Here is a 19,752-nt window from a genome sequence, read left to right on the forward strand (position 1 = left end):
CGCCATCATGACCGACACCAGCCGCCGAGATCTCTTCAAGGGCGCCGCCGTCACCGGCCTCGCCGCTGCTGCCGCGCCTGCTTTCGCGCAAGGGGCGGGGGCGGGGCAGGCGCCACTCGCCGATCCGCAGACGCGCTTCGTTTCCACGCCCTTCCCCGAACAGCGCCAGAAATGGCCAGCACTTCAGCGCGATATGCGCCCCGTTCCGGATTGCGGTGAGGCAAGCTATCGCGGCTCCGGACGCTTGGCGGGTCGCAAGGCGCTGGTCACCGGTGGTGATTCCGGGATAGGCCGCGCGGCGGTCATCGCGTTCTCGCGCGAAGGTGCGGATGTCGCAATCAACTATTACCCGACCGAGGAGCCCGATGCGCAGGATGTGGCGAAGCTGCTCCGCGCCGAGGGCCGGAAAGTCGTGCTGATCCCCGGCGACCTGACCGACGCGAAATTTTGCAACGACCTGATCGCGCGCGCCGCGCGTGAACTCGGCGGGCTCGACATCCTCGTCAACAACGCCGCGTACCAGCAGTCGAAGGCGTCGATCGCCGAGATCAGTTTCGAGCAGTTCGACCGGACCATGAAGACCAACGTCTATGCGATGTTCCACCTCTGCAAGGCGGCGATCCCGCTGATGAAGCCGGGCGCGTCGATCATCAACACCGGCTCGGTCAACTCGGTCGATCCGGGCGAGGAACTGCTCGATTATGCAACCACCAAGGGCGCGATCCTGATCTTCACCAAGGGGCTGGCGAAGCAGCTCGGCAAGAAGGGAATCCGCGTCAACATGGTCGCGCCGGGCCCGGTCTGGACACCGCTCCAGGTCGCGGGTGGCCAGTTGCCCGGCACGATGGGGGAGTTCGGCCAGAAGACCCCGCTCGGCCGCGCGGGCCAACCCGCCGAACTGGCATCGCTGTTCGTGACGCTGGCGGAGACGGGCACGAGCTTTACGAGTGGTAGCGCGTTCGCGGCCACGGGCGGCAGCGGGGTGCTATAAGGGGGCGCCACTACCGCTCCATCCTTCCAACTCCACCCCGGCGAAGGCCGGGGCCCAAATGGAAAGGTCGCAGTAACGGAGCAATGTGCATCGTTACCACCGTCCCCCAATTGGGCCCCGGCCTCCGCCGGGGTGGTATTCATGAGGCGTGAAGCCTCAGCCCGTGCCCAGCCGTCGCAGCCCGTCTGCATCCACCACCTTGATCCGCGCATACTCGACCGCGATCACTCCTTCGCGCTCCATCGCCTTCAACGCCTTGTTGAGCGTCTGTCGCGACACGCCGATCATCGCGGCGATATCCTCCTGGCGAAGTTCGATGCTGGTCCCGCCAGCCGCCCGCGCCAAGCCGGCCAACGTCCGTGCCAGCCGCACCGGGATCGGTTGCGACAGCGTGTTCATCATGAACGCCAGCGACGCGCGTTGATGCGCGCACGCCAGCAGCGCGATGTCCCACCATAATTCGGGCGTGGCGCCCGCCAGCCGCCGGAACGCCTCGATCCCGATATGCAGCACGCGCGCCGGCCCGAACGCGACCGCGTCATGTGGTCTCGGCCCGGCGTCGAGCGTCGACAGCTCGCCGAACCAGGTTCCCGGTCCCATCATCAGCACCACGAGTTCGGCACCGACCGCGGGATAGCCGATCAGCCGGACCTGCCCGTCGAGTACCGCCCACAGCCCATCGGGCGGGTCGCCGACGCCGTACAACCGCGTCCCCGCCGCGACAGATCGCACACTCGCCTGCGCCAGCAACAGCGCGCGCCGCTCGGCCGGCACCGCACCGAACCAGGAGTCGGATTCGAGCAGGGCATGATCGATCGAAGACATCGCAAGAGTGTCGGCCGATCGCCGGGATTGTCAATCTGGCGACATTTCAGGGACCTGCGCCATGCTATGCCAAGCCCATAATAATAGGAGATGGATGATGGCGACCGCACTCAGGACCGAACCGACGATACGCGATCTCGTATCGCCCGAGGAATGGGCGCTCCGCGTCGACCTCGCCGCCGCCTATCGGCTCGTCGCGCATTACGGCTGGGACGACCTGATCTTCACGCATCTGTCGGCGCGCGTGCCGGGTCCCGAGCATCATTTCCTGATCAACCCCTACACGCACATGTTCGAGGAGATCACCGCGTCGTCGTTGGTCAAGATCGACGTGAACGGCGACAAGGTCATGGACACGCCCGCGCCGGTCAACCGTGCGGGCTTCGTGATCCATTCGGCGGTCCATGCCGCGCGCGAGGACGCGGTCGCGGTGCTGCATCTGCATACGCCGCACGGCCAGGCGGTGTCGGCGATGGCGGAGGGGCTGCTCCCGCACACGCAGACCGCGATGATCGCCGGGCACGACGTCGCGTATCACGACTTCGAAGGTATCGCGACCGAGCTCGACGAGCGCGAGCGGCTGGTCGAGGATCTCGGCACCAAGCACAGCATGATCCTGCGCAACCACGGCACGCTGACGGTCGGCGAATCGATCCCGCAGGCGTTCCTCCGCATGTATTTTCTGGAGCGCGCGTGCGAAGCGCAGGTGCTGATGCTGAGTGCCGGTCGGGAGAATCTCAACACTCCCAACCAGGGCGTCGCAGAGAAGGTCGAGGGCCAGTCGAGCGGTCCCGGCATGCGGATGCTGGCGGACGGTCTCGCCTGGCCGGCGTTGCTGCGGAAACTCGACCGGATCGACCCGAGCTACCGCGATTGATCAGGAGCGGGGCCCGCAAAACTGCCACCCCGGCGAAGGCCGGGGCCCAGGTGGCAAGGCTGCTGTAACGAAGCGCAGCATCTACCAACTACCATCCCCCAACTGGGCCCCGGCCTTCGCCGGAGTGGGAGGGGAAGGGTGCGCAAACGACCGTTTGCTCCGCTTCAAGCCCGCTCGAGCAACCGCTCCGCCTGCGCGCGCGCCTCATCCGTAATCTGCGCGCCCGACAGCATTCGCGCGATCTCTTCGCGGCGTTCGTCCTCGGACAGCGCCCGCACGCCGGTCCGCGTGACCGTCCCGTCGCTGCTCTTGGCGATCAGCAGGTGCTTTGCGCCGCGCGCCGCGACCTGCGGACTGTGCGTCACCACCAGCAGCTGCGTGGTCTGCGCCAGCCGCGCCAAACGTTCGCCGATCGCACTCGCCACCGCGCCGCCGACGCCGCGGTCGATCTCGTCGAACACCATCGTCGACGCACCGCCCTCTTCCGCCAAGGCCACCTTCAGCGCGAGGATGAACCGCGACAATTCGCCGCCCGACGCGATCTTGGTCAGCGCTGCGAACGGCGCGCCCGGATTGGTCGAGATCTCGAACTCGACGCGGTCCTTGCCCGCCGCCGACCAGCCCTCTTCGCCGAGCGGTGCGACGACGGTCTGGAACCGCGCCGCATCGAGCTTCAGCGGCGCCAATTCCCCTGCGACCGCCACATCGAGCCGCTTGGCCGCCGCCAGACGGCGCTTGGTCAGTGCGTCCGAGGCAACGTCAAACGCCTTGCGCGCCGATGCCACCCGCGCCTCGATCACCGCAATTCCGCCTTCGCCCGCATCGAGCCGCTCCAGCCGCGCGCGCATCTCGTCCGCCAGCGCCGCCAGATCGTCCGGCTGCACGCGATGCTTCCGCGCCATCGCCCGCAGCTCGAACAACCGCGCCTCGTCATCCTCCAGCGCGCGCGGATCATAGGCCAGCTCCGCCCGCGCATCGCGCAACTGCTCTTCGGCTACCGACGCCTCGATCACCGCGCGGTCGACCGCTGCCAGCGCCTCGCCCAGCGCGACATGATCCTCCGCGATCCGTTCCAGCACGCGCGCAGCCTGGCGCAGCTTCGCCATGCCGCCGTCCTTGCCCTCGAGAAAATCGTCGATCGCGGCCAGATCGTCGGCGATCTTCTCCGCGCGCTGCATCGAGCGCCGCGTATCCGCCAGCGTCTCTTCCTCACCCGCGACGGGTGCCAGTGCCGTCAGCTCGGCTACGGTGTGCTCCAACCATTCGCGATCCCGCGCCGCCGTCTCGATATCCGCGCGTGCCGCAGCGAGTTCAGCCTCGGCCGCGCGAAAACCGGCGTAAGCCTTGGCCGTAGCCCCAGGCTCGGTCCGCCCGAAGATATCGAGCAAAGCGCGATGCCCGCGCGCATTCAGCAACCCGCGCTCGTCATGCTGGCCGTGGATCTCGACCAGATGCGGCGCCATCTCGCGCAGCAGCCCCGCCGACGCCGGCTGGTCGTTGACGAACCCGCGACTGCCGCCGTCCGCCTTGACGATGCGCTTCACGATCAACGGCTCGCCGCGCTCGATCTCCACGCCGTTCTCATCGAACAGCAGCGCGAGCGGCGAATCGGGGGCAGGGGCGTCGAACGTCGCGGTCACCACGGCCTGCGTGGCGCCATGACGGACCAGCCCGCTGTCGCCACGTCCGCCCAGCGCGAGCCCCAGCGCATCGAGCAGGATCGACTTGCCTGCCCCGGTTTCGCCGGTGAGCACGCCGAGTCCTTGGCCGAATCCCAGATCCAGCGCCTCGATCAGCACCACGTCGCGAATGGAAAGATCGGTCAGCATCCCGCGGGTCTTAGACGATCCGGACGGGAAGTTGATCCCCCATTGTTCTCACCCGAGGTTCGGCAATCAGTTCCCAGGGCCGATCAGTTTCCAGGGCCGGTCCGTGTCGCGCTGCCCGGACCGACCGGTGCTGGGGTCGAAACCCCGCGGGCGGCGGAGCCGTCGGTGTCGCCGGCTGCCTTGGGCAATTCGAGGACACCCGTACCCGGCGTGCCGGCCGTTCCCGACGCCACTACCGGTTCGCCCGGTGCCAGCGGCGCGATCGGTTTCACCGGATGTTCCTGCATCAGCTTGTAGGCATGATCGTACCAGTCGGTGCCGGGATAGTTGCGTCCCAACACCGCGGCGGCCTTCTCGGCCTCGATCGGGACGCCGAGCTGCAGATACGTCTCGGTCAGCCGCATCAGAGCTTCCGGCGTGTGCGTGGTCTGCTGGAACTTGTCGACCACCGTCCGGAACCGGCCGTTCGCCGCGAGCCACTGTCCGCGCGTCTCGTAGAACCGCCCGATCTCCATCTCCTTGCCGGCGAGATGGTCGTTGACCAGATCGATCTTCAGCCGCGCGTCCGACGCGTAGCGCGTATTGGGATAGCGGCGCATCAGCTCACCGAGGGAATCGAGCGCCTGACGCGTGATCTTCTGGTCGCGCGTCACGTCGGTGATCTGTTCGTAATAGCCGAGCGCGATCAGGTAATAGGCGTAGGGCGCGTCGCGGTTACCCGGATGCACCGCCAGGAAGCGCTGCGCCGAGCTGATCGAGGCGGTGTAGTCCTTGGCGAGGTAATAGCTGAACGCCGACATGATCTGCGCACGGCGCGCCCAGATCGAATAGGGATGCTGGCGCTCGACTTCGTCGAACAGCTGCGCCGCTTCCTTGTAGCGCCCCTGATCGAGCCGTGCCTTGGCGGTCGAATACAGCGTGCCGACATCGCGCGCGACATAGGGCAGATCGCCCTTGGCGGCGCGGCCACCCGCACAACCGGCCATGGGGAGCGCAAGCGCGGCGATGAGCGTGACCGCAAGGGCACGAGACTGGGTGATACGCATCGGCGTGATCCTTAGCGTAAGCGGATAGCCACGAACAATCCTTTTCGCCGGGCGGGTCTTGCCCCTTTCCGTGAGCCGGATCGCACGGCAATAGTCGTGCGTTGGTGCTCGCCATTCGCAGCGCCATTCACGTCGAGGATCATGTCATGCCGGCCACATTGTTGCACACCCACCGCGTCGAGAAGCCTTGGGGTCGCGACACGCTCTGGCCCGGTTTCGAGGATCCGGCCGCAGGTTCGCCGCCGATCGGCGAAGTCTGGTTCCAGGAGCCCGGCAACACCACGCCCGATCTGCTGATCAAGTATCTGTTCACCAGTGAAAAGCTGTCCGTGCAGGTCCATCCCGACGATGACCAGGCGCATGAGCGCGGCCTGCCGCGCGGCAAGGACGAGTGCTGGACGATCCTCGCCGCCGAGCCAGACTCGACGATCGCGGTCGGCACGAAGCAGCCGATGTCGAAGGACGAACTGCGTGCCTCGGCGATCGACGGCACGATCGAGGACAAGCTCGACTGGAAGCCGGTTAAGCCTGGCGACTTCATGTATTGCGCGTCCGACACGATTCACGCGATCGGCGGCGGTCTGACCGTGATCGAGGTGCAGCAGAACTCCGAGACGACCTACCGCCTGTACGATTACGGCAGCGATCGCGAACTGCATCTCGACGACGGTGTCGAAGTCGCCGACCCGACCCCGTATGTCCCTGTCGCGCCGCCGATCGAGATCGAGACGGGCCGCACGATCATGGTCGAGGGGCCGAAGTTCGTGCTCGAACGCTGGAAGGGCGGCGACCATGTGGTCAATTTGCCCGAGGGCACCACCGGCTGGGTGATCCCGATCACCGGCTCGGGCGATGTCGCAGGCGTCGCGTTCAAGGCTGGCGAATGCGCGACGATGACGGGGAGCGAGACGGTCTCGACGAGCGCGGATGCGGATGTGTTGTTCGCGTATCCCCTGGCAAAGCGGATTTGAGCAAGGGATAGACCGAACGAGGGGGGAGGGGGAGCCCGTTCCACTCCTCCGTGTTCTCCCGCGAAGGCGGGAGCCCAGTCTGGGTCCCCGCCTTCGCGGGGAAACATTATGGTTCGGACGCGCGCCATTCCCGAGGGCAACCACCCCGGTGAAGACCGGGACCCAGTTGGGGAACGTTGCTAATAGCTCGCGGCACCCTGTTTTTTGCACCTTTCCAATTGGGCCCCGACCTCCGCCAGGGTGGAAAGCTAGGGGGGAACACCCCCAAACTCACCCGCAATTAACCCGCGCCCCGCTATACCCCCGCGACATGCTCCGCATCCTCACCCTATCGACGCTGTTCCCCGACGCGACCCGCCTCAATTTCGGCGTCTTCGTCGAACGCCAGACGCTAGGCCTGGCCGCGCACCCCGGCGTGTCGCTGGTGGCAATAGCACCGGTCGGCCTACCCCCGGGCCCCCTCCGCCGCATCGGCCACTATGCCAGCCTCGCTACCCTCCCGATGCGCGAAACCTGGAAGGGCGTCGATGTCCACCGCCCGCGTTTCACCGCGCTCCCGTTCACCAAAGGGCGCCACCACGCCGCCGCGCTGGAACGCGCGCTCGTGCCCGTGCTCGACGCGATCCGTGCAGACTTCGCGTTCGACGTGATCGACGCGTCGTTCTTCTTCCCCGACGGCCCCGCCGCCGTAGCGCTCGGCAGGCGCTACGGCGTCCCCGTCTCGATCAAGGCGCGCGGCTCCGACATCCACCATTGGGGCGAGGCGCCTGCCACCGCCGCTCAGGTTCGCAGGGCCGGGCAGGGCGCCGCGGGCGTGCTCGCGGTCAGCAAGGCGATGAAGGCCGACATGGTTGCGCTCGGCATGCCCGCCGAGCGGATCACGGTCCATTATACCGGTGTCGACCAGGACCGCTTCCGCCCCGTCGACGACCGTGCATCGGCCAAGGCCAAGCTCGATGTCCGTGGTCCGTTGGTGATCGCCATCGGCGGACTCCTGCCGCGCAAGGGCCACGACATCGTCATCGAGGCGGTCGCCGCGTTACCCGGGGTCACCCTCCTGATCGCCGGGCACGGACCCGCGCGCGCCAGCCTGGAAGCGTTGATCGCCCGGCTCGGCGTGGGCGACCGCATCCGGCTGCTGGGCGCCGTGCCGCACGCAGACTTGCCGCAATTGATCGCCGCTGCCGATGTTGGCGCGCTGGCCTCCAGTTCGGAAGGACTTGCCAACGTCTGGGTGGAGTCGCTGGCCTGCGGTACGCCGATCGTCATCACCAATGCGGGTGGCGCACGCGAGGTCGTGACCGCACCCGATGCCGGCCGCGTGACGATCGGCGATCCGCTCGCGTTCGCAGCTGCGATCGGCGATCTTCTTGCGGACCCGCCGACCCAAGCAGCAACGCGCGCCGTCGCCGCCCCGTTCACGTGGGAAGCCAACACCGCCGCGCTCTACGAGCACCTCGCGAAGCTGGTCGCGGATCAACGATAAATGATCGATCCTCCCCCGCTAGGGGGAGGTGGCACCGAAGGTGACGGAGGGGGAGGACACGGAACAGCGGATTCACCTCTCCTCCCCCTCCGTCAGGCAAGCGCCCGACACCTCCCCCTTGCGGGGGAGGATAGGGAGGCCCGGCTCACCCTTCGAGAGGGTAGAGCGCCGCCACGATCCAGCGACCTTCGCCGCGCAGCACCGCCCACGCGCGAGCAGCGGCGCGGCTGTCCATCGCCTCGATCCCGATCCCGCGTGCCTCGACCGCGCGCTTGAACGCGAGGGGAGGCTGGCGCAGCGCCGAACCCGTTCCCAGCAACAGGAACTCCGGTGGCGGATCGAGCGCGAGCAATGCTGCGACATCGGCCTCGCCCAGCGCCTCGAACGCCGGCGGCTCCCAGCCATCCGCCCGCTCGGGACTGATCGACAAGGCTGTATAATAGCCGTCGTCGACCTTGAACCCGGCCCGACCGATCGCCGAGATCATCGGCCCATCGGTCTTCTCGCGGTCCATTCTCATTTAACGCTCGACCTTCGGACCCACCCGCTCGGCGCCGTCCTGAACGCCACCCTTGCGCGGTGCAGGATCGGCGCGAAGCCCCAGCGTGATCAGCAGCGACGACGACACGTAGATCGACGAGTAGGTCCCGACGACGATACCCAGGATCATCGCCGCGGTGAACCCGCGCAGCACGTGGCCGCCCAGCACCAGCATCGCGACCAGCGCGAGCAGGATCGTCACCGAGGTCATCACCGTGCGCGGCAGCGTCTCGTTCACCGACAGGTCGATGATCTCGCGCATGTCCATTTTCCGGTACCGGCGCATATTCTCGCGGATACGGTCGTCGATCACGATCTTGTCGTTGATCGAGTAGGAGATGATCGTCAGCACCGCCGCGACGATGTTCAGGTCGACCTCGAAATAATCCCGCATCAGCGCGAAGAAGCCGAGCGTCATCAACAGATCGTGGACGATCGCGACGATAGTCGAGACGCCGAACTGCCACTCGAACCGCACCACCGCGAACAGCGCAATGCCAAGGATCGCGAGGCCGACGGCCAGCAGACCCTTGGTGATCAGTTCGTCAGAGACCTTACCCGAGATCGTGTCGTATTTCGAGAAAGTCGAGCCCGGGAATTTCGCCACGATGTCGTCCGACACCTTCTTCACCAGTCGGTTGGTTGCGCCTTCGTCACCGCTTTCAGGCAATGGCAGTCGGATCGACAGCGTCCTGGGGTCGCTGAACGACTGGATCGAGGCCTCGCCGACGCCGAGCCGGTCGACTTCGGTGCGGACTGCTTCGATCGAGGGCGGCGTCGCGAAGTTCTGTTCGATCAGCACGCCGCCGACGAAATCGACGCCCATGTTCAGGCCACGGAACGCGACGAGGCCGGCAGCGAGAAGCGAAAGGATCAAAGTAAGCCCGAACGCCCATTTGCGTAAGCTAACGAACTTGAGGTTCGTGTTGTCGGGTACGAGTTTCAGCAGGCGCATGGTTATCTCCCGCCTCAAATATTGATCGTGGTGGGGCGGTTCTTCCGCAGCCACAGCGCGACCATCATCCGCGTGAACGTGACGGCGGTGAACACCGACGTGCAGATCCCGATCAGCAGCACGACCGCGAAGCCCTTCACCGGACCCGAGCCGAGCAGCAGCATGATCACGCCCGTGATGGCGTGGGTCACGTTCGCCTCGAAGATCGTGCGGCTCGCTTCCTTGTAGCCGAGCTCGACCGACTGGACGACGCTACGCCCGCGGCGTCGCTCCTCGCGGATACGCTCGTTGATCAGCACGTTGGCATCCACCGCGGTACCGATCGTCAGCACGAACCCGGCAATCCCGGGCAGCGTCAGCGTCGCGTTCAACATCGCCATGACGGCGACGATGACCAGGATGTTGATGACCACCGCGAGGTTCGCATACAGGCCGAACCGGCCATAGGTCACGAACATGAACACGATCACGAGCAGTGCGGCGACGATCGACGCCAGCACGCCGGCGCGGATCGAATCCTTGCCGAGATCAGGGCTGACGGTGCTTTCGGCGATCGTCTTCAGGTTGACCGGCAATTTGCCCGACCGCAGCGAGATCGCCAGCGCGTTCGCCGACTCCACGGTGAAGTTGCCCGAGATCGATGCTCGACCGCCAAGGATCGGTTCGTTGATGTTCGGCGCGGAGATCACCGAATTGTCGAGGATGATCGCGAAGGGCTTGTTGGTGTTCTCGGTCGTCACCTTGGCAAAGCGACGACCGCCGACCGCGTCGAACGTGATCGCCACCTGCGGCGCGTTGGTCTGCGGCTCGAACTCCTGGCGCGCATCGGCGAGCTGATCGCCCGAGATGATCACCGAGCGCTTGACCGCGATGAACGGCACGCCCTGCGGATTGCCCGGATACGGCAGAACCTGGCTGCCGATCGGCGCGATGCCCTTGACCAGGTCGGCCGGGTTCGCGGTCTCGTCGACCAGCTTGAATTCGAGCTTGGCGGTCTTGCCGATCAGCTCCTTCAACGCCTGCGGGTTCTTCAGGCCCGGCACCTGCACCACGATCCGCGTCGCGCCCTGGCGAATGATCGTCGGCTCCTTGGTGCCGAGCGCGTCGATACGGCGGCGGACGACTTCGGTCGCGTCCTTCATCGCCGTGTCGATCGCCTGGGTCAGGCCGGCCTGGGTCGGCTTGAGCACGAAGCGGCTCGTGTCGACGACGTTGATGTCCCATTCGCGCTGCCCGCTCATCCCGGCGCCACCGCCGGTGATCGCCAGCAGGCGCTCGCGCGCCGCGTCGACCTGGCTCGGATCCCGCAGCAGGAAGCTCAGCTGGCCCCCACGCGTCGAAATGTCGCCGATCTCGATCCGCGGCGTCCCGTTGCGCATCGTACCGGCCACGCTGTCGCGCATCGCCTCGATCCGCGTCGCGGCGAGGTCGGCGGTATCCGCCTCGAGCAGCAGGTAACTGCCGCCGGCGAGATCGAGCCCGAGATTGATGTGCGGATGGGGAATGCTGCCCCATTTGCTCGTGGTGCTCTCGGGGAGGAAACTCGGGATCGCCAGCAGGCACAATGCCGCCAGCAACCCGATGATCGACCCGACCTTCCAGCGCGGAAAATCCAGCATCAGTCGTTGGCCGGCTTCGTGTTCGGGCTGGTGATGTCGGTCAGCGTCGCCTTGACGACCCGCACGCGGACGTTCGGCGCGATCTCGACCTCGACGACATTATCCTCGACCTTGGTCACCTTGCCCAGGATCCCACCCGACGTCACGACGCTGTCGTTCTTCTTCACCGCGGCGACCGACGCCTGCAGCGCCTTCATGCGCTTTTGCTGCGGGCGGATCATCAGGAAATAGAACACGACGAACACGAGGAAGAGCGGCGCGAGGCTCAGGAACGAGGCGATCCCGCCCCCCGCCGTCGTGGCGCCGTCTGCGGCCTGGGCATAAGCTGGTGAGATGAACATCGAGTTCCGTATCTGGCTGGGCCGGCGCTGGCTGAGGGCCAAGTCCGGCTTGAAGGATGGGTCGGGCAGGACGTCGCGCATCGCGCCCGCATTGGTCCGCCCGCTATCATCGCTTGGAACCTCGCGCAACAGATCGCCACAGGATGAGACGTTGGCGTCATGCGACCGGGCGCAACGCTGCGTTCGCACTTGCATCCCGCGCGCGCGGCGCGTAGTGCGCCCCCCTCGGGTCGCCGCAAGGCTATCCGTTCGGTCGGAGCGTAGCGCAGCCTGGTAGCGCACCACACTGGGGGTGTGGGGGTCGCAGGTTCGAATCCTGTCGCTCCGACCATTTCATGTATTCAGTAGCGGACCCCAAGCGAGCACGGCCGGTCGAGTTTTCTCGATGGCGCGATCGGGCATTGCGAAAGGTCAATTCCGCCGACAGCCCGCCGGATGGCGAAGGCTGCGGGAGGTCTAGCGGCCGACGCGCGCCTCCTTCCGACGATCATGCCGTCGATGGAAATATCCCATCATCGGTTTCTCGACGAGCACGTACGCGATCAGCCCGATCCCGATCCCGGCCACGAAATGCAACGGGATCGCCGCTGCGCCGAGGTTCAGCCCCGCCGTGGCTTTGGTCGTTACCGACAAGGCGAGCGTGTGCCACAGATAGATCGAATAGCTCGCGTCGCCCATCAGGCGTAATGGCGCAAATTCGGGGATACCGTGCCGGGTGCGTTCAAAGGCCAGTATCGTTGCGACGCTGGCCAGCGCCGGCAAGCCGTAACGGACCGCCTTCGGCCATTCCGCGGGCAAAGCAAGCGCGAGCGCGCCGAGTATCAGCGTCGCCACGGCCAATGCGGGGCCCATGCGTGCGTAACCGAACATCGGGCCTCGCCACAGTTGCGCCAGCCACAATCCACCGAGAAATTCGAGAATATGCGGGTCCGAGTAGAAGTGCAGTGCCACCTGATCGTCGTCGACCAACGGATGGATCGCCGCGAGTGCGAGCAGGGCGACCGTAAGCGACCGCAGCTGGGCGTTGCGGGGAAGGCATAGGGCCACGCCGAACAGCAGGTAGAACCCCGCTTCGTAATTCAGCGTCCACCCGGGCACGAGCAACGGCCACGCCTGACCGTTGCTCGGCGAGATCGACGGCATGAAGGCATAGGACGTGACGACGTGCGTGACCGTCAGCCTGACCGCGGGAAACAGCCCGGCGATCGCACCGGCGAGCATGACCGACGTCACGATCCAATAGCTCGGCACGATCCGCTTGGCACGAGCGACCAGAAATTGGCGCGGGCGGCTGTGTTCGTCGGTAATCGCCCACATCAGGAAACCGCTGAGGACGAAGAACAGGTCGACGCCCGCTTCGCCTGCGGCGAACGGACGCTGCGCGCGATCCGCCGCGTGATAGGCCACCACGGCGCAGGCAGCGAGGCCGCGTAGATATTGAAGACCGAACAAACGCTGCATTGCGGCGCAGCATAGCGCATGATGGCGGCGACAGGCGCAGTCTCGACTTCGGAACGTCGCACCGATCGGGTCGAGTCATCGAGTAACCACGTTGATCTGCGATAAACGCGAACGCTGCACGACACGTCCCGATCTGGCGGCAAACGACTTGCGCGCTGAACAATGTTGCGGTGCAGTAACGATATGGTCGACGTTTCCGCCCCCGGGTTGCCGATCGAGGCACCCACCATATCGCTGGCGGCGATGCGCGTGGCGAATGCCGACGCTGGGAAGCCGTTTCGCGCTTCTGGCAGGTATCGTCAAACCGGGCGGCATGCGTGGCAAGCGTACGGTGCGCCGGTCCCATGCGGATCGATCCCCCTGAGGATCAATGCCGCACGGATCGATGCCCAACGGATCAATTCTGCGCGACCCACGCGGACCAATAATCGTCGCTGGCGAACCGGGCTTGCGCGCCCGTTCGGCGGCATCCCGGCTGCGTTCGCCGACGACTGAGACAGGAACAGCTATGCACATCGTCTACTACAAGGATGCCGTCGGCAATTTTGGCGACGACCTGAACGAATTGATCTGGCCCAGGGTCTTGCCCGAAGACGTCCGATCGGCGCCGGACACGGTGCTGGTCGGCATCGGTAGTCTGTTGGACGAGGCACGGTTTCGTGGTGTCGAAACCGCAAGCAAGCGCGTGTTCGTGATGGGATCGGGCGCTGCCTATGGTCGATTGCCCGACGATTACGCGCGCTGGACCTATTGTGCGGTCCGCGGTCCGCTCACCGCCAGCGTGATCGGGCGCCCGGCCGCGGCGGTAACGGACAGTGCGGCGCTGCTGGCCGCCTTGCCCGATCTCGTCCCCAGGTCCGCACGGCCCGACGAAATCCTGTTCATGCCGCATCACAGGACGCTGGTTAACAGCAACTGGCAGGCGGCGGCAGAGCGCGCGGGCATGACCTTCGTCGATCCGCAATGGACCCCCGACAGGATCCTGGCCTGTTACGGCCGCGCCAAGCTGGTCGTGACCGAGGCGATGCACGGCGCGATCGTCGCCGATACGCTGCGCATCCCCTGGGTTCCGGTGATGATCTCGCCGGAGGTCAGTATCTTCAAATGGCGTGACTGGGCTGGTTCGCTGGATCTGGCCTACCGACCGGTCGCGCTTCCGCCGACCACGCGGCTCGAGTCGTTCCGCTATGACCGGATCAGCCGCCTGACCCAGGCCGGCGGGCGCAGCGTCGCCCGTGCCGACTTTGCCGATGCCGACGATGCGGCGCTGATCGCCGAGTTTCAGGATCGCTTTCGCGAAGAGCCGGCGGTGATCGACGCGGTCAAGGCGCCAGGTGCGATCAAGGCCCTGCTGAAGGTCGCGGCGACGCAATTCGACGGACGTCGGCTGGCGGCGGCGAGCGGTGCCCTCAAGGCTGCGGCGGCCGGGCAGAGTTACCTGAGCGACGACGGCATCTTCGCCGGTCGCCTCGACCAACTCCAGTATGCCGTCGCCGGGCTGATCACGGACGTTCGCCGCGGCTAGCGTTTCAGCAACCGGCGGACGATTCCCCCTGCCTTGACCAATTGGGCACGTCCGCCCGGGAAAAGGGCCAGTGCGCCGATGAACAGCGCGTAGGCCAGCAGGCCGGCAAGCGCGAGCATCGGCAGGCTGGCCCAGGCGAACGCATACGCGGCCAGTGTCAGCAGGCCGCCGGCGATCGCGGTGGCGGCGGCGATCGGAATCATCAACCGGATCGCATCGCCGCGGGTCACCGGGCCGCTCCGCGTGACCGCCCACCACATCATCGGAATCTGGACCGCCGCGCTGGAGATCGCCGCCGACATGGCGATCCCCTTCGGCCCCCAGAAGATACCGATGAGATATCCGATAATGACCGCGGCCGATCCCAGGCCGCCCCATTTCAACTGTTCCTGAGCACGGCCCTGGCTGACGAACAGCCAGGATGCCGCCTGGCGCAACTGCAGGCTGAGCGCCGCGACGCCGAGCCAGGCAAAGGTCGGGGCGGATTCGATCCAGCGTTCGCCGAGCAGGACCAGGATCACCGGCTTGGCAAAGATGATCGCGCACAGGATGCCGGGGGTGGTCAGCGTGAGCACGCCGCCGAGCATCGCCAGATACGCGCCGCGATACTCGGCGGCATCGTTGGACAGCCGGGACAGCAACGGTACGGCAACACGCGCTGCCGGTGCTGTCATCTGCCACAGCGGCTGGAACATCAGCTTGTAGGCACGATCGTAGATGCCGAGCGGCCCTGCACCGAACCGCGCGCCGATCAGGATGTTGTCGAGGTTGGTGATGAGATAGCCGAGCAGATTATAGCCGGTAACCGTCCCGCCGAACCGCAAAAGATGCAGCGCGTCGCGTGAGATTCCGGGTCGCGACGGCCGCCACCGCGAGAACACGCAGGCGAGGACGAGCGTCGCCGCGCCGTTGGTGACCTGCATCGCGACCAGCGACCAATAGCCGAACCCGGCAAGCGCACCGCCGACCCCGACGATCACCCCGGCGACGAGCGCACCGACCTCGATCATCGCGATCGCTCCGAACCGCATGCGTCGGTTGAGCAGCGCCAGATGCTGGGCGGACAGGCTCGACAGCAGCAGCGCGGCCGCCATCGTCATCATCACGGGGGTCACTGCGGGGGTCGCGTAGAAGATCGCCGCGAGCGGTGCCGCGGCCACCGCGAGGCCGGCGAGGGCACAGCCGATCAGCACGTTGAGCCAGAAAAGACTCGACAGTTCGACCTGATTGATCGTCGGTCGCTGCACCGTGGCGGCCGACAGGCCCAGGTCGGTGAGCAGGAGCGCGGCCGCCACCAAGGGGCCGACCATCGCCAGCAATCCGAAATCGGTCGGCAGGAGCAGCCGGGCGAGCGCCACCTGGCTCCCGAACTGAAGTACGAACTTGGTGCCCTGGCTCCCCATCGTCACCGCGGCGCCAACCGCGGATTGCCGCTTGAGCGCGGTGGCGTTGCCATTCGGCGAGAAACCGGCGCCTTCCGACGAGAGACCGGTGCCTTCCGGCGACAAACCGGACGCGGGGATGCGGTCGGTCATCGCGCCACTGTCTTGTAGCCGCCGCGTAACGCCTTGCGCAGGATCAGCGGCAATTGGCGCGCGCTTTCCTGCGTGACGAGCAGCACGCTGTTCGGGCTGGCGAACAGGTAACGAAGCGCGGCACGGGGGCGGCGCGCCTTGGCCTCGTCGGTAAAGCCGCGATAATAATAGCATCGGTCGACCGTCCGCAGATGACGTCGCAGCAATGCCACCAGCCGGGCGTCGCAGTTAGCGCGCGCTTCGTCGAGCAGCGCCCGTTGGCGACGGCGCAAGGCATCGAGGTCGCCGGTGGTCTGGATCTGCGTCAACGAGTCCGGCCGCACCAGATAGCGATATAACGGGTCGGGATGGAGCCACCATCTGGCGCCTGCGCGAAGGCAAGCCACGTACAGCGCGAAATCCTCGGCGAACCGGACCGTCTCGTCGTACCGCAGGCCGTGCTGCATCAGGAAATCGCGTCGCATCAACGGTTTCAAAAACCCGTAATTGGTCCGCGGCGCGTCCGGCGACGAGATATTGCGCGCGATGAACTCCGGCAGATCGATCATGCAGGGTGCAGTCAGCGATCCTGGTGCGAGCATCGGCGTCCGCGACCCGTCAACTGCGTCGACCAGCAGAAGGTTGTCCGCCACCATGTCGGCCTGTTTCGTCTCGCCGAGGGCGATGAGCGTCGCGAGGCGGGTGGGCGCAAAACTGTCATCGGCATCGAGCAGCGCGATCCACTCGCCCCGCGCCGCGGCTATTCCCGCATTGCGGGCAACCGACGGCCCGCCGTTGCGTGGCAAGGCGAGCAGCGACACGCGGGAATCGCCGCGCGAGATTTCCGCGACGATGGCCGCGGTGTTATCGGTCGATCGGTCATCGACCACGATGATCTCAAGATCGCACTGGTCTTGCTGCATTGCAGAAGCGATTGTCGCCTCGATATACTGCGCTGCATTATAGGCCGGAATAATGACGCTGGCCTGGATCATACGAGCTCCCTTGAAGGGGGTTTCCAGGATCGCTGCTCGAAAGGAGCATGATGTCGAACCCCGAAATTACCGTGATCGTGCCGGCATACAACGTGGCCGGGCTCGTCCTGCCCTGTCTGGCATCCATTGTGGCCCAATCGACCGGGTCGTGGCAGGCGATCGTGGTCGACGACGGCTCCACCGACGCGACGGCGGACGAAATTCGCACGCTCGTCGACCCGCGTATTTCGCTTGTGCAGCAAACCAACGCCGGGGTTTCGGCCGCACGAAATCATGGTCTGGCGCTCGCCAAGGGGCGGTTCGTGATGTTCCTCGACGGCGACGACGTACTCAATCCGACCGCTTTTGCGCGGCTCGCCGCGATGCTGGATGCGCGCGAAACAGCGGTCGCGGCGTTCGGCACGTTCCTGAAGATCCTGCCCGGCGGCGCGCTCTATCCAGGGCAAAAGCCGCTCGCGCTGCATCGTTATCCCGACGGCGACGTGCTGGAACCGATGCTGCGCGAGAACTTCCTCGCCAATGGCGGCCACGTCCTGATCCGGACCGAGGTGGCGCGCCGGCTTGGCGGGTTCGATACGCGGCTGCGGCTGAGCGAGGATTGGGAGTTCTGGTGCCGCCTCGCCGCGCAAGGCGAATTCGCGTTCATCGGTACCGAGCCGGAAGTGTTCTCGTTGCGGGTACGGCCGGGCAGTTCGTCGGGTGGTCTTTCGGTCGACTGGGCCAATCATCAGCCCTGTCTCGATACGATCGGTGGCAATGCCACGATCCGCGCACGCTTTTCCGGCAAGGCCTGGCGCAAGCTGGAGCGTACGATGCGGGCCAGTCAGATGTGGGAATGCGGCCGCGTCAATTTCACGATGCGCCGCTTCCGTGATGCGCGTCGGCTTATGCTCGGGTCGCTGCGGCTCGATCCCTTGCCGAAACGGGCGGCGACCTTCCTCGCGGCGATCGCGCAACGGCACACGAACCATGTGATCGTGTCTCGTCTGCGGTTTCGTGACGAGGATGTCGCGGCCGATATACAGGCCTGACCGATTCCACATGCACAACACCGGACAATGTCCTATAGTGGGGCAGTAGGCGCATAAGGTCCAGCGGACGCGGTATGGCATTGAGCTATGACGTGCCACGATCGGGTTCGTCTGACCCAGATAGAGTAATGGCCGGAGAGGCAGGATGATTGGCAAGGACCCCACGGGAGCAGGCGGCAAGCCGAGACATCCCGAGCCGATCGGCCACGAATCCCTGAACCGGGCCGAGGCGTGGCACGCCGATGCCGATACGCGGTTCCCGGTCGAGCCCGGATCCTCACGCATGCCGGCAGGGCGGCGCATCTCGTTCACCGCATGGGCGATCGCCGGGGTCGTCGGGGTCGTCCTCTGGATGATCGTCATCCGGCTGGCCTGAGCTTGAGCCCGAGATCGTCTGGTGCCGTACCGCCCCAGATGCACAGCAGGAACAGCAGCACCAGCATCGGCGTGAACAACAGATAGCCGCCCCCGATGATGAAGGTGGTGAGCGCCAGGACGGACAGGATCGCCGTCTCCCGCCGCCAAAGCGTGCCTGCGAACATCGCCAGGAACGCGGTGATCCCGATCGCGCCGTAATCGGTGATCAGCTTGGCGATCGAATTGCCCGTGCCTTCCTTGAAATACAGGTAGCGCTCGGTCGCGCCCGGCCCCCAGCCGATCAGGATGCGCGCCTCGTGGCTGAGCTCCGCGATCGGCAGGAAGGGGCCGATGAAGCGCGCATAGCCGCTCGACCCCGAATAGCTCAGCTCGTTGGTCCGGCTGAGCATCGATCCAACCTGTTCGGGAAAGACGATCGACCCCAGCGTCAGCGCGATCACGCCGGCGATCGCAAAACCCGCCACGCGCCCGAAATTCCGCGCCGACAGACAGGCGTAGAACGGGACCGCCAACGCGAGCGACAGCGCGCCGGTGCCGGAGAAGGACAGCATGTACGCGACCAGGTACAGCGGCAGATATTTCACCCGCCCGAGAATGAAATAATCGATGACGACCGCGATCACGAGCGTCTGCGAGAACATGCTCGGCTCGAGCAGGAAGAAGCCGTTGGAGCGCAGGATCGTCGATCCGTAGTGCAGAATCGGATTGAAGTTGAACTGCGGCTCGACCAGCACCGGTTTCAGCGCGGGCATGGTCACCATGAACGAAAATATCCGGATGCCGACAAACTGCACCGCCCATTGGACGATCCCCGCCGCTGCGATGAACCGGGTATAGGCGAGGAAGAGCCGGAAGACGGTCGTCCGGTCGAACCGCGCGCTCGGGCCGACCATGGTGAAGCTGTACGTGACCAGGATCGCGATCATCGAAGGGACGCTGGTGCCGAACCGACCATCCGGCGTCGTCAGCGCGATCAGCGTCGACAGCAACGTACACGCCGCGAAGACGAAATAGAGCGCCATACCGCGCGGGCGTAACGTGGCGATGCCGCTGGCCAGCCCCCATCCGAGCAACAGCGCGAACAGCGGCAGGCTGATGAACAAGGCGCTACCCCCCGGCATCCCGCCGAAGCGTTGCAGGATCAGGCAGGCGATCAAACTACCATGGACGAAGATCCGGCTGTTGCGCGCGGACTGGTCCTGGTCGTCCGCAAGGGCGTCGTCCCGCAAGGCCTGGTATCGAAGACCCTCGTCCTGAACGATCGGTGCGGTGCTCATGCCACCACCCCGCGCGCGCCACTCGCCTCGTCGCGCGCGCAGGGCGTCGCGCGGCGCGACATCTTGCCGTGCGCGCGAGAGAGCGTAACGC

Annotated in this window: 18 protein-coding genes and 1 tRNA gene; 8 read left to right on the top strand and 11 right to left on the bottom strand. The window is 66.0% G+C overall.

Going from position 1 to position 19,752, the window contains the following annotated elements:
- The first annotated feature begins 7 nt into the window (after positions 1-7).
- The gene (locus tag SPHN_RS08265) at positions 8-991 is read left to right on the top strand and encodes an SDR family oxidoreductase (protein ID WP_248522662.1); all 984 of its coding nucleotides are present in this window, start codon (positions 8-10) and stop codon (positions 989-991) included.
- 156 nt (positions 992-1,147) lie between these two features.
- Here the strand turns inward: SPHN_RS08265 and SPHN_RS08270 are convergent, their stop codons facing one another.
- Positions 1,148-1,816 carry a Crp/Fnr family transcriptional regulator gene (locus tag SPHN_RS08270; RefSeq protein WP_248522663.1) on the bottom strand — a complete coding sequence of 223 codons (669 nt, stop codon included), beginning with the start codon at positions 1,814-1,816 and terminating at the stop codon, positions 1,148-1,150.
- A 97-nt stretch (positions 1,817-1,913) separates the two neighbouring features.
- Between SPHN_RS08270 and SPHN_RS08275 the strand changes: the two genes are divergently transcribed.
- A complete protein-coding gene (locus tag SPHN_RS08275; protein ID WP_248522664.1) occupies positions 1,914-2,693 on the top strand; it encodes a class II aldolase/adducin family protein in 780 nt (259 codons plus the stop codon).
- Between the two features lie 164 nt (positions 2,694-2,857).
- On the opposite strand, the gene recN is transcribed toward SPHN_RS08275, so the two are convergent.
- Both recN and SPHN_RS08285 read right to left on the bottom strand, forming a co-directional pair.
- Entirely contained in the window at positions 2,858-4,522 is a 1,665-nt protein-coding gene (recN, locus tag SPHN_RS08280) for a DNA repair protein RecN (RefSeq protein WP_248522665.1), read from the bottom strand.
- A gap of 83 nt (positions 4,523-4,605) precedes the next feature.
- Entirely contained in the window at positions 4,606-5,568 is a 963-nt protein-coding gene (locus SPHN_RS08285; RefSeq protein ID WP_248522666.1) for an outer membrane protein assembly factor BamD, read from the bottom strand.
- A gap of 146 nt (positions 5,569-5,714) precedes the next feature.
- Here SPHN_RS08285 and SPHN_RS08290 point away from each other — a divergent pair, with 146 nt between their 5' ends.
- Complete coding sequence (locus SPHN_RS08290; RefSeq protein WP_248522667.1) at positions 5,715-6,539, top strand: class I mannose-6-phosphate isomerase; 825 nt, start codon at positions 5,715-5,717, stop codon at positions 6,537-6,539.
- Between the two features lie 310 nt (positions 6,540-6,849).
- Complete coding sequence (locus SPHN_RS08295) at positions 6,850-8,025, top strand: glycosyltransferase (RefSeq protein WP_248522668.1); 1,176 nt, start codon at positions 6,850-6,852, stop codon at positions 8,023-8,025.
- A gap of 145 nt (positions 8,026-8,170) precedes the next feature.
- Here SPHN_RS08295 and SPHN_RS08300 read toward each other — a convergent pair whose 3' ends face one another.
- From SPHN_RS08300 to yajC, 4 genes are read right to left on the bottom strand one after another with little or no spacing between them, the layout of a single operon-like run.
- A complete protein-coding gene (locus SPHN_RS08300; protein WP_248522669.1) occupies positions 8,171-8,545 on the bottom strand; it encodes an Mth938-like domain-containing protein in 375 nt (124 codons plus the stop codon).
- The gene (gene secF, locus SPHN_RS08305; RefSeq protein ID WP_248522670.1) at positions 8,546-9,520 is read right to left on the bottom strand and encodes a protein translocase subunit SecF; all 975 of its coding nucleotides are present in this window, start codon (positions 9,518-9,520) and stop codon (positions 8,546-8,548) included.
- 14 nt (positions 9,521-9,534) lie between these two features.
- Positions 9,535-11,139, bottom strand: a complete 1,605-nt coding sequence (secD, locus tag SPHN_RS08310; protein WP_248522671.1) for a protein translocase subunit SecD — start codon at positions 11,137-11,139, stop codon at positions 9,535-9,537.
- Complete coding sequence (gene yajC / locus SPHN_RS08315) at positions 11,139-11,609, bottom strand: preprotein translocase subunit YajC (RefSeq protein WP_248522672.1); 471 nt, start codon at positions 11,607-11,609, stop codon at positions 11,139-11,141. Before yajC ends, secD begins: the two co-directional genes overlap by 1 nt.
- Before the next feature lie 125 nt (positions 11,610-11,734).
- On the opposite strand from yajC, the gene SPHN_RS08320 reads away from it, so the two are divergent.
- Positions 11,735-11,811 (top strand) — tRNA-Pro (locus SPHN_RS08320).
- Between the two features lie 125 nt (positions 11,812-11,936).
- Here SPHN_RS08320 and SPHN_RS08325 read toward each other — a convergent pair.
- Positions 11,937-12,941: an acyltransferase family protein gene (locus SPHN_RS08325; protein ID WP_248522673.1), complete on the bottom strand. Its 1,005-nt coding sequence runs from the start codon at positions 12,939-12,941 to the stop codon at positions 11,937-11,939.
- A gap of 508 nt (positions 12,942-13,449) precedes the next feature.
- Here SPHN_RS08325 and SPHN_RS08330 point away from each other — a divergent pair.
- Positions 13,450-14,466, top strand: coding sequence for a polysaccharide pyruvyl transferase family protein (locus SPHN_RS08330; protein WP_248522674.1), 1,017 nt, complete (start codon positions 13,450-13,452; stop codon positions 14,464-14,466).
- Here SPHN_RS08330 and SPHN_RS08335 read toward each other — a convergent pair.
- Together SPHN_RS08335 and SPHN_RS08340 are read right to left on the bottom strand one after the other, a co-directional pair.
- The gene (locus SPHN_RS08335) at positions 14,463-16,001 is read right to left on the bottom strand and encodes a lipopolysaccharide biosynthesis protein (RefSeq protein WP_248522675.1); all 1,539 of its coding nucleotides are present in this window, start codon (positions 15,999-16,001) and stop codon (positions 14,463-14,465) included. The two genes, SPHN_RS08330 and SPHN_RS08335, sit on opposite strands and share 4 nt — an antisense overlap.
- A complete protein-coding gene (locus SPHN_RS08340; RefSeq protein WP_248522676.1) occupies positions 15,998-16,975 on the bottom strand; it encodes a glycosyltransferase family 2 protein in 978 nt (325 codons plus the stop codon). Before SPHN_RS08340 ends, SPHN_RS08335 begins: the two co-directional genes overlap by 4 nt.
- 50 nt (positions 16,976-17,025) lie before the next feature.
- On the opposite strand from SPHN_RS08340, the gene SPHN_RS08345 reads away from it, so the two are divergent.
- A complete protein-coding gene (locus SPHN_RS08345) occupies positions 17,026-18,006 on the top strand; it encodes a glycosyltransferase family 2 protein (RefSeq protein WP_248522677.1) in 981 nt (326 codons plus the stop codon).
- A 145-nt stretch (positions 18,007-18,151) separates the two neighbouring features.
- On the top strand, positions 18,152-18,382 hold the full coding sequence (locus tag SPHN_RS08350; RefSeq protein WP_248522678.1) for a hypothetical protein: 231 nt from the start codon (positions 18,152-18,154) through the stop codon (positions 18,380-18,382).
- On the opposite strand, the gene SPHN_RS08355 is transcribed toward SPHN_RS08350, so the two are convergent.
- Positions 18,366-19,661, bottom strand: coding sequence for a hypothetical protein (locus SPHN_RS08355; RefSeq protein WP_248522679.1), 1,296 nt, complete (start codon positions 19,659-19,661; stop codon positions 18,366-18,368). The genes SPHN_RS08350 and SPHN_RS08355 overlap by 17 nt on opposite strands.
- Between the last annotated feature and the right edge of the window lie 91 nt (positions 19,662-19,752).

The sequence above is a fragment of the Sphingomonas faeni genome (assembly GCF_023195535.1).
Classification (GTDB): domain Bacteria; phylum Pseudomonadota; class Alphaproteobacteria; order Sphingomonadales; family Sphingomonadaceae; genus Sphingomonas; species Sphingomonas faeni_B.